The sequence below is a fragment of the Sulfitobacter delicatus genome (genome assembly GCF_900102535.1).
GTDB lineage: Bacteria > Pseudomonadota > Alphaproteobacteria > Rhodobacterales > Rhodobacteraceae > Sulfitobacter > Sulfitobacter delicatus.
In genome coordinates this window covers 124,129-132,538 of record NZ_FNBP01000003.1, presented here as the reverse complement: position 1 = coordinate 132,538, position 8,410 = coordinate 124,129, and the positions used below count along the sequence as shown (strand labels likewise).

Below are 8,410 nucleotides of genomic sequence, written 5' to 3'. Positions count from 1 at the left end.
ATCCTGCGCAATACGGCCCGTGGCAGGGCCCGCCTGCGGCTCCCTCGCGGAGACGCACGCCTGGTTCGATTCCAGGGTCGCCCACCACTTTACCCTCGACGGAAAACGATCTTTCTCCCAGAGATGGATTTGGTGTACCACTTAAGGAGTTAATCTTTTAGATTATGTTCCTGAGGTAGCACTGTTGAAACTGATTCAATTCTCCCAACCACCTTTGTTCAAGTTTTGCCCACCAGAGTATGATATTACGACAGGATGCAACACACTGCGGGTAGGAACGCTTTGGGGCTTTCGCTCCGAAGAGAACGACCATCTGCGGGATGAAGGTGAAGGAACATTTGAATATAGAATTGCGTTTCCTAAGCCTACGCATGTGTCTCGCGACTGGATTTCAGAATTTGAAGTTGAGGACTCAGGCAAAGCACATATTGAGCACTTAAGTTTCAACAACGGTTCTGTATCGACTACCGGGATAACACTGTCAGGTTCCTCCCATAACTGCTGGATCTTTTGCGTATCTACGAGCGGGAACGCTGCTGGGAATATCTCCACTACCCACGAAAACAAGTGGAAAATTCCAGCGGAAAAAGTACAGGAGTTCGGCTCGCTGTTGGCTTCGTTATTGTGGGAGAGCATTACTTTCGACGACCTACCAAAGAGTTTGGTTGACCGCCATTCGATCCAACAGATCAGTTCAGGCTTAGGTCTGGAAGCGGTTTTTCGAAATGTCGATTACGTTGATAGGGAAATCCTGATCAACAGTGAGAACGACTTTCCTATTGAAAGGATTAGAGAACTAAAAAGAAGCATACCTTTCATAAAGCCAAAGAAATTTTGTTCAGAACAAGAGTTTAGGTTCGCGTTTTTCTTGACCTTTAAACAACAGCGCATCTCAGTGTCGAGCCCAGCAAAAATACTCAACTTAAGGCAAATTGACCAGTTCGTAGTCAGAACGGAGTAATCTTAGCTTTCTTTAGTTAGGAAAGAAGTCTGCCAAAGGTTTTTCTTCAGGGGATCAACACCTCGCCACGTGCGAAACTTGCGCTGTCCATGCTCAGATCGTCATAGACCACTTGAATCGTAACCTTCTCGACCGAGCCGGGCTTAAAGGTCAGCAGCGGGTTCGGGTCGTCGTTCAGTATAGCGTTTGGGGTAGAAAACTCCGTATGGCATGGCGGCATCGGCCAGTTCTGCATCTGCTCGTCATTGACCGAGATCGCAATCGCCGCCAACCCACAGCGCCAGCTCCACAGATGCGTGACATACACATAGTCCTTCCCCTCATATTCGCGCACCGCGACCCAGTTGCCACGCGTGGCGTTGAGGATCGGCTTAACCTCGGTCGCGGTGGTGAACTTGCCGCTCGGCGTTTGGTCTTCGGCCTGCAAACCCGCGGGCACCACGCTCATGTCAAAAGACGCCTTTTGAACCGGCACCGCTGGGGCTGCAGGTACGCCGGGGCTGGCCGGGGCTTCGGGAGCGGCGGGGGCTTGCACAGTCACGGGCGCTTCGGGTGCCGGGGGCGCTGTGATGCCCGCCGAAGGCGCACCCTGCCCGCTCATACCCGCTGCGATTACTGCAAAAAGAAAATCAATCATCTCAAACCCTCCGCGTGCGGCGAAATTGCCGCCTTTTGCCAGACCAAACTTGCTCCTATAGTCGCCCAAAACCATGGGGCCCGAGCTAAGTATGACACGCAATTCGCGTATCCCGCAAATTTTCAACGTCGTCATCGTGGCCCAGCAAGGGCGGCTGGCCTATGAAGCGCTGCTTTTTGCCGCGTCACTGCGCCATTCCTCACCCGATTTTAAAGGGCGCCTGCTCATAGCCGAGCCGCAGCCCGGCCCGCTGTGGGAGAAAGACCCGCGCATCAGCAACGACGCCTTGCGCGCCGCGCTGACCGACCTCGGGGCGGAGTTCATTCCCTTTGAAAGCCAGCACTTTGGCAGCGCCTACCCCTATGGCAACAAGATCGAAATGCTCAGCGCCCTGCCTGCGGACGAGCCCTTTGTATTCTTTGACACGGACACGCTGATCACCGGCGATTTGACGGCTGTCCCCTTCGATTTCGACCGCCCCTCCGCCTCGCTGCGCCGTGAGGGCACTTGGCCCGAGCCGCAGCTTTACGGGCCGGGCTACACCGGCCTGTGGAAATCGCTCTACGACAAGTTCGACCTCGACTTCGACAGCAGCCTCGACCGCAGCCAGCCAGACGAATACTGGCGCCGCTATCTCTATTTCAACGCAGGCTTTTTCTACTACCGCTGCCCCCAAGAGTTTGGCGAATTGTTCTTGCGCTATGCACTGGCGGTGCGCGATGATCCCCCGGTTGAGCTTTGCGCACAGAGCTTCGACCCGTGGCTCGATCAAATCGTTCTACCACTGGTAATCCACGCGCTCGGCGGGGGGCGCGACGCGTTACCGGCGGGCCTCTTGGATGGCGAGGTCTCTTGCCACTACCGTTTCCTGCCTCTGCTCTATGCCCGTGAAAGCGAGCGCGCGATTGAGGTGTTGGAAGCCGTCACCGCGCCCAACAAGATCAAGAAGCTGCTCAAGGAACGCGACGCCATCAAGCGCACGGTCTACCAAGGCCGCGGTGCAAAGGTCCGCGCACTCTTTGATCAAGACAACCTACCCCGCCGCGAACAAGCGATCCGCAACCGGATCAAATCAAACGGCTTCTGGATGCGTTAACGGCCAGTTGTTTGTCCGAAGACTTGGGCCTAGGCTGCGCGAGATCCCATTTCTCGAAAGGACAGAGCCATGGCCGATACCCCCAATCTTCGTTTTGACACCCAACAGATTCACGCAGGCGCCACGCCCGACCCGGCCACAGGTGCGCGTCAGACGCCGATCTACCAGACCACGGCCTATGTATTCCGCGATGCCGACCACGCGGCGGCTTTGTTCAACCTGCAAGAGGTTGGCTATATCTACTCGCGCCTGACGAACCCCACCAACGCAGTACTGCAAGAACGCATTGCCACGCTGGAGGGCGGCATCGGCGCGGTCTGCTGTTCCTCGGGCCACGCGGCGCAGATCATGGCGCTGTTCCCGCTGATGGGGCCGGGCAAGAACATCGTCGCCTCGACCCGTCTTTACGGCGGCACAGTCACCCAGTTCAGCCACACGATCAAACGCTTCGGCTGGTCTTGCAAGTTTGTCGACTTTGACGATCCGCAGGCTGTGGCTGATGCGATCGACGATGACACCCGTGCCGTCTTTGGCGAGGCGATTGCCAACCCCGGCGGCTATATCATGGACGTGCGCGCCATCGCTGATGTGGCCGATGCGGCGGGCATTCCGCTCATCATCGACAACACCAGCGCCACGCCCTACCTCTGCCGGCCGATCGAGCATGGCGCGACGCTTGTCGTGCATTCGACCACCAAATACCTCACCGGCAATGGCACCGTTATGGGCGGCTGCGTGGTGGATTCGGGCAAGTTCGACTGGTCCGCGAATGATAAATTCCCCTCGCTGAGCCAGCCTGAGGAAGCCTACCACGGCATGAAGTTCCACGAGACCTTTGGCGCCATGGCCTTCACCTTCCACAGCATCGCCATTGGCCTGCGCGATCTTGGGATGACGATGAACCCGCAGGCGGCGCATTACACGCTGATGGGGATCGAGACCCTGTCGCTGCGCATGGACCGTCATGTGCAAAACGCGGTCAAAGTGGCCGAATGGCTCGAACAGGACGACCGCGTTGATTACGTAACCTATGCGGGACTGAAGTCCTCGCCCTATTACGAGCGGATGCAAAAGGTCTGCCCCAAGGGCGCCGGCGGGTTGTTCACCTTTGCGGTCAAGGGCGGCTATGACGCCTGTGTGAAACTGGTGAATGAGCTAAAAATCTTCAGCCATGTCGCCAACTTGGGCGATACACGCTCGCTGGTGATCCACTCGGCTTCGACCACGCACCGCCAGTTGACCGAAGAGCAGCAAGAGGCGGCGGGCGCCGGCCCCAGCGTGCTGCGGTTGTCTATCGGGACGGAAGATGCCGACGATCTGATTGCCGATCTGGATCAGGCGCTGACCAAAGCCACGGCCTAAACAATTGCCCCCGCCGGACGGTCCGGCGGGGGCTTTTTTCCTACTGCTTCGGCGCAATCGCGAAGGTCATGGAAACCTGCGCCTGCACTTCGACCTCGCCCTCTGCCACGGCGCTGTCCATCGCGACGCCCATGCGGGCGGCTTCAAACATCTTCGGCTGCGCGTGGGAATTCTCGGTCATGCGCAGCAGATCCCCTAACGCCACACCAGCCGCATCAGCCATCTGCCGCGCGCGTTCGGTGGCATCCGCCACTGCGGCGCGTCGCGCCTCGGCCATGGCATCTTTCGGGTCTTGAAGGCCGAAGTCTATACCATTGAAATCATTCGCACCTTCATCAATCACCGCGTCCATCATCGCGCCAAGTTTTGAGAGATCGCGCACCTTGACCGTCACCGAATTGCCTGCCTGATAGCCGGTGATCTTCGGTGGCTCGCCATTTTCAATCGGCCGGCGATCGTGCACCGGACGCAGGTAGAAACGGCTGGTCTGACGGTCCTTCGCGGCGACGCCTTCGGCATCCAGCTTGGCCAGAATTGCGGCAACCGCTTCGGTCACCTTATCCATCGCAGCTTTTGCGGTGGCGGCTTCCTCGGTCACCCCCAAGGTGATCGTCGCCATATCCGGCGCGGTGGCCACGCTGCCTTGGCCTGTCACGATGATCCCCTGCTCCGGTGCCTGCTGGGCCGTGAGCGTCCCTGCCCCTGCAAACCAAGCCAGCGCCACCCAATTCATCAGTCGCATGTTCGTTCCTTTCGCGCGTTTCTGCGGTGCCATTTGCCCACCCTGAATGCCGCCTGACAAGCCATCTTACCCCCGCCGCCCTTCCCTTGGGCGAACTCCTGCTCTATCCTTCATTACACGCGTGGCGTGCCTGTAACTACGCCCGACCCCATGCTAAAGTCATCTACGATGAAGCCGAATTTTACCCTCTCCCTGTCCTTCGACGGCATCCGCCTGCTGCACCGCGTGTCGGATGGCTGGCGTTTGGTTGGCGAAGTGATGTTGGACAGTGCCGATCTGGCCGCCGAACTGGCCGTGTTGCGCAAGACCGCCACCGCGCTTGAGCCCGGCGGGCTGCGCAGCCTGTTGCTGATCCCGGACGCTCAGATCAAATATCTGACGATTGAGACGCCCGGCATGGACGAGGACGCCCGCCGGGCAGCAGCGGCCACGGCTTTGGAAGGGGCGACCCCCTATGCGGTCACCGATCTGGTCTTTGACGTCAGCGCCGATGGCCCGCAGAGCCATGTTGCCGCCGTCGCCCGCGAGACTTTGGAAGAGGCCGAAGCCTTTGCCGTGGAGCACCGCTTCCACCCCGTCGCCTTCACCGCGACCCCCGATGAGGATGTCTACCGCGGGGCGCCTGACTTCGGACCAACCAAAGCGGCGAGCGACTTGCTTGAGCCCAGTGAGAGCATTGAGCCGGAAAAGGCCCCAGTAAAAGCCCTGCCCGCCGCGCCCGTGCCGGACGGGCCAATTGCAGATACCACCGAGACGTCCGCGCCGGTGGCAGATCAGCCAAGCGAAGCGACATCTGCTGCTGAATTGGCTCCCACGCCAAACGCTCCCCCGCCATCCGCTCCAGAGCATCTTCCGGAGCTGCCGGAAGCGGACCAGGCGGCGCCGACGAGCGACACTCCTGTCACAGCATCACCTGAACTTGCGGAAACGCCTGAAGACACGCCCCCCCCGCGCAATGAACCGCTGCCGGAATTTGGCGCGCGTGATGAGGCAGCCCAATCCGAACCTGCCGAACTTCCCCCGACCCCGACGGCCCCACCACCTCCGATTGACGAAGACCTGCCAGAACTCGAGACGGCCAAAGCGCAGCCACAAGCCCCAGCAAGCGCTGCCCAACCAGCGGGCAGTGTCGCAGCTTCGGCAGCCCCCTTGGCTGCGGCAGCAGCGGAAGCGGAAGCACCCAAGGCACCCTCGCGTAAGGTAGATTTCTCCGCAGCCCCCACACGCCCCGCACCGGCTGCCGGGTTCGCAAGTCGCCGCACGCCGGGGCCCGAAGTATCCGAGAGCGCCCCGAGCTTAGGTGGTGCCAGCCGTGCGACACCGCCTCTGCCGGACAGCAAACCGGTCCCTAAGACCGAAGAAGCGGCGCCGGCCCCCGACCCCGTCGTTAACGTTCCGCCAATTCCGCGTGCGGCACCTTCCCCCGCCGCCGCCCCGCTGGCGCCGCAGGTGCCGGTCGACACCTCTGTTGATCCAGTGGCAGCATCCGTCCCGCCCGCCGTTCCCGAACCGCAACCTGACAGCAGCTCGCTGACCCCTAAAAGCCCCGCGACAGGCCTCACTTTCCTCAGCCGACGCAAGCCGAAGGAAAAGAAACCGCGCAAAGGCCGCCGTCTGACGCCCGCGGCCCTCGCCGCCCCGACGCCGGCCAGCGAAGCCGAGCGCATGACGATATTCGGTGCGCGCCGCAGCGATGAGGTTGGCGGCAAGCCGCGGTTCCTTGGGCTGATCCTGACGGCTGCCCTGCTGGTATTCCTCGCCGGGGTTGCCGCTTGGGCCTCGATCTTCTTGGACGAAGGCACCGCACTGTCACGGCTATTCGGGGACCGCGGTCCGCGCAGCACCGCCGAAGCCACAGCGCCAGAACAGCCTGCGCAGGTGCAAGCTGATGTCGAGGATATCGCGATCCTCCCCCCCGCGCCGTCGGGCCCTGACGCCATTGAAACCGCCGCCCTAGACGCCGGGCTGACCGACGAAGACGGCGCCGTTCTGGACGCCCTGCGCGAACCTGACCCGCGCCCGACGACCGAGATGACCGAGGCCGAGGTTGACGCGAAATACGCCACCACCGGCATCTGGCCGCGCGCCCCACAGGTGCCCCCAGCACCTGCTGCGGCGATTGACATCGAAGACCTCTACCTCACCAGCATCGACCCGATCAGCACGACGACTGACGCCGTGGCCCTGCCTGCGGTGGACCGTTTTGCGACCGACATGGCACCGGGCGATGTCGCCTCCCCCGCCGCTGCAGGCACAACCTTCGACATGGACGCGAGCGGGCTGGTCACGCCAACACAAGACGGGGCGCTAAGCCCCGACGGCCATCTCGTCTATTTTGGCCGCCCCGCGGCAGTACCGCCCGCCACCCTGGCGAAACGTGAGGTGGTGCCGGAAGCTTCGCCCATAGACAGCGCCTTGGCGCAAACCCGCCCCCGCACCCGGCCTGAGGACCTCTCCGAGACCAACGAGCGTGCGCAACTGGGCGGTCTCACCCGGTCCGAACTCGCTGGCATCCGCCCCGCCCTGCGCCCGCAATCGTTGCAAGAAGCCGCAGAAGAGGCGCTTGCCGCAGCGGCAGTGCCAGAAGCCACCGTCGCACCAATTGACACAAGCGACGCTGTCGCCGCAGCACTTGCCACACCGCCCGCGATAGAGAATGCCACGGCACAGGCCACAAAGCTGTCACGCCGCCCGGACACACGCCCGCGCAACTTCGACCGCATCGTGAAACGCGCTGAACGGACCGAAGCGCCAACCCAAGTTGCCAGCGTCGCCCCCCGCGCCGTGCAACCCAAAATACCGTCCAAGACATCCGTCGCCAAGCAAGCCACAGTGAAGAACGCGATCAACCTGCGTAAAGTGAACCTGATCGGTGTTTACGGCAAACCCTCCAACCGCCGCGCCTTGGTCCGGCTGAGCAACGGGCGCTATCAGAAGGTCGAAGTTGGAGACCGCATCGACGGCGGACGCGTCGCGGCGATTGGGGACAACCAACTGCGCTATGTCAAACGCGGACGGAATGTGGTGCTTGAGATACCGGATTGAGGCCTCTCGGCGGAGCGATGGGGTTTTGATATTTCTCTAGCGCTGAAATTGCGTTCGACTGGCAGCGTGGGACGCGCCTGCCAATGGGGATTTGAATGGACGACAAACCGGCCAGCGGACAATGCCTCTGTGGCGCTGTAAAATTCCGCATAACGGGAGGGTTCGAAAGTTTCTTCCTGTGCCACTGCGCCCGCTGCCGCAAGGACAGTGGTTCGGCCCATTCGGCAAACCTGTTTTCCTCCACAGCAAAGGTCAATTGGCTGTCAGGCAAAGAGAACATTAATACGTTCCAGCTTCCGGGGTCACGCCACGTGAAGAGCTTTTGCTCCCACTGTGGGTCTGCGCTGCCGATTGTTCAGCCGGAACTAGGTTTGCTTGTGGTCCCCGCAGGGTCGCTTGATAGTCCGGTCGAGATGCGACCCAACGCGCATATTTGCTTTTCCAGTCGTGCGGATTGGGACAACGATCTGGCTTCCATCGAGAAAATTGACGGGCTTCCCGGCTGAACGGTTGTGTCGGTTATGTCTGCGACAACAGCCGGACTTCAAGAACGCGACCGCGGCGTCC

At 60.9% G+C, this 8,410-nt stretch carries 7 protein-coding genes; 5 read left to right on the top strand and 2 right to left on the bottom strand.

Annotated elements, in window-relative coordinates:
* Positions 1 to 184: 184 nt before the first annotated feature.
* A complete protein-coding gene (locus tag BLS57_RS19580; RefSeq protein WP_139186615.1) occupies positions 185 to 961 on the top strand; it encodes a hypothetical protein in 777 nt (258 codons plus the stop codon).
* 46 nt (positions 962 to 1,007) lie between these two features.
* Here the strand turns inward: BLS57_RS19580 and BLS57_RS07030 are convergent, their stop codons facing one another.
* Positions 1,008 to 1,598, bottom strand: coding sequence for a hypothetical protein (locus tag BLS57_RS07030; protein ID WP_244153620.1), 591 nt, complete (start codon positions 1,596 to 1,598; stop codon positions 1,008 to 1,010).
* A gap of 91 nt (positions 1,599 to 1,689) precedes the next feature.
* Between BLS57_RS07030 and BLS57_RS07025 the strand changes: the two genes are divergently transcribed.
* Both BLS57_RS07025 and BLS57_RS07020 read left to right on the top strand, forming a co-directional pair.
* The gene (locus BLS57_RS07025) at positions 1,690 to 2,694 is read left to right on the top strand and encodes a hypothetical protein (protein WP_093740620.1); all 1,005 of its coding nucleotides are present in this window, start codon (positions 1,690 to 1,692) and stop codon (positions 2,692 to 2,694) included.
* A 69-nt stretch (positions 2,695 to 2,763) separates the two neighbouring features.
* Complete coding sequence (locus tag BLS57_RS07020; protein ID WP_093740618.1) at positions 2,764 to 4,056, top strand: O-acetylhomoserine aminocarboxypropyltransferase/cysteine synthase family protein; 1,293 nt, start codon at positions 2,764 to 2,766, stop codon at positions 4,054 to 4,056.
* Between the two features lie 40 nt (positions 4,057 to 4,096).
* Here the strand turns inward: BLS57_RS07020 and BLS57_RS07015 are convergent, their stop codons facing one another.
* Complete coding sequence (locus BLS57_RS07015) at positions 4,097 to 4,798, bottom strand: SIMPL domain-containing protein (protein WP_093740616.1); 702 nt, start codon at positions 4,796 to 4,798, stop codon at positions 4,097 to 4,099.
* A 168-nt stretch (positions 4,799 to 4,966) separates the two neighbouring features.
* Between BLS57_RS07015 and BLS57_RS07010 the strand changes: the two genes are divergently transcribed.
* Both BLS57_RS07010 and BLS57_RS07005 read left to right on the top strand, forming a co-directional pair.
* Positions 4,967 to 7,843: a hypothetical protein gene (locus BLS57_RS07010; protein ID WP_093740614.1), complete on the top strand. Its 2,877-nt coding sequence runs from the start codon at positions 4,967 to 4,969 to the stop codon at positions 7,841 to 7,843.
* Between the two features lie 95 nt (positions 7,844 to 7,938).
* On the top strand, positions 7,939 to 8,349 hold the full coding sequence (locus BLS57_RS07005; RefSeq protein WP_093740612.1) for a GFA family protein: 411 nt from the start codon (positions 7,939 to 7,941) through the stop codon (positions 8,347 to 8,349).
* Positions 8,350 to 8,410 lie beyond the last annotated feature (61 nt).

Coding starts and splice junctions, on each gene's coding strand:
- BLS57_RS07010 (WP_093740614.1), top strand. CDS start 4,967: ATGAAGCCGAATTTTACCCTCTCCCTGTCCTTCGACGGCATCCGCCTG.
- BLS57_RS07005 (WP_093740612.1), top strand. CDS start 7,939: ATGGACGACAAACCGGCCAGCGGACAATGCCTCTGTGGCGCTGTAAAA.
- BLS57_RS07020 (WP_093740618.1), top strand. CDS start 2,764: ATGGCCGATACCCCCAATCTTCGTTTTGACACCCAACAGATTCACGCA.
- BLS57_RS07015 (WP_093740616.1), bottom strand. CDS start 4,798: ATGCGACTGATGAATTGGGTGGCGCTGGCTTGGTTTGCAGGGGCAGGG.
- BLS57_RS07030 (WP_244153620.1), bottom strand. CDS start 1,598: ATGATTGATTTTCTTTTTGCAGTAATCGCAGCGGGTATGAGCGGGCAG.
- BLS57_RS07025 (WP_093740620.1), top strand. CDS start 1,690: ATGACACGCAATTCGCGTATCCCGCAAATTTTCAACGTCGTCATCGTG.